Here is a 1,279-nt window from a genome sequence, read left to right as displayed (position 1 = left end):
GGGGCTCGGAGCCGGAATTTCCGGCTCACCACCCTGCCCCGGTGCGCACACCGACCCGCTGTGCCACCGGGAGTTGATCGAGGCGAGGCAGAGCAGATGACCGCGATACCGGCCGAGGACGGCACCGCCGCCACAGGATTCCAGCAGGGGCGCCGACCGTCCCCCGACGCTGTGGTGATCCGGCGCACGCTGGCGGAGATCGAGCCGGCGGCCGACGAGGTGACCTCGTACTTCTACGCCCTGCTCTTCGTCAACCACCCCCACCTGCGGCAGATGTTCCCGCCCGCGATGGACGCCCAGCGCGACCGGCTGTTCGGCGCGCTGCTCAAGGCGGCGGAACACATAGACGACACGGTCAGCCTGACCGACTACCTGATGCAACTGGGCCGCGGCCACCGCAAGTACGGCACCCGCTCCACGCACTACCCGGCCGTCGGCGAGTGCCTGATGGCGGCCCTGGAGCGGTTCGCGCCGCGCACCTGGGGCCAGGAGGCGGAGGCCGCCTGGGTGCGCGCCTACACCGCCATCTCCCAGATCATGATCGACGCCGCCGCCGACGACGAACTGCGCGCCCCCGCCTGGTGGCACGCGGAGATCGTCGCCCACGAGGCGCGCACCGCCGACGTCGCGGTGGTCACCGTACGGCCCGACCAGCCCTACCCGTACCGCGCCGGCCAGTACGCCGCCATGGAGACCCCGTGGTGGCCGCGCGAGTGGCGGCAGTACTCCTTCGCCTGCTCACCGCGCCCCGACGGGCTGTTGATGTTCCATGTGAAGGCGGTGCCCGCCGGCTGGGTCTCGCGGGCCCTGGTGCACCGGGCGCAGTGCGGCGACGTGATCCGGCTCGGGCCGCCCGAGGGCGCGATGACGATCGACCACACCTCCGACAGCGGGCTGCTGTGCGTGGGGGGTTCGACGGGCATCGCCCCGATCAAGGCACTGGTGGAGGACGTCGCCGAACGCGGCAGACAGCGCCGCATGGAGGTGTTCTTCGGCGCCAACCGGGACACCGACCTGTACGAACTGGACACCTTCCTCGAACTGGAGCGGCGGCACCCCTGGTTGTCGGTGCGCCCGGTGGTCGCGCAGTACGCGACCCGCGGCTTCGCCGGGCAGCTGCCGGAGGCGGTCAAGGAGTACGGTCCGTGGCCCGAGTTCGACGGCTATCTGTCAGGACCGCCGCAGATGATCCGACACAGCGTCGCCGCGCTGGTGTCCGCCGGAATCGAGGAGCGGCGGATACGGCACGACTTCACGGGTACGTTGGCCGCCGCGGGGA

1 protein-coding gene is annotated in these 1,279 nt (G+C 71.5%); it reads left to right on the top strand.

Going from position 1 to position 1,279, the window contains the following annotated elements; all coding sequences use genetic code 11:
• Positions 1–96 precede the first annotated feature (96 nt).
• On the top strand, positions 97–1,279 hold a 1,183-nt coding region (locus tag ACWF62_RS20495), incomplete at its 3' end, for a globin domain-containing protein (protein WP_452631248.1).

It is taken from the genome of Rhodococcus sp. NPDC054953 (genome assembly GCF_053609225.1).
This window is presented reverse-complemented; position numbering and strand designations above follow the sequence as displayed.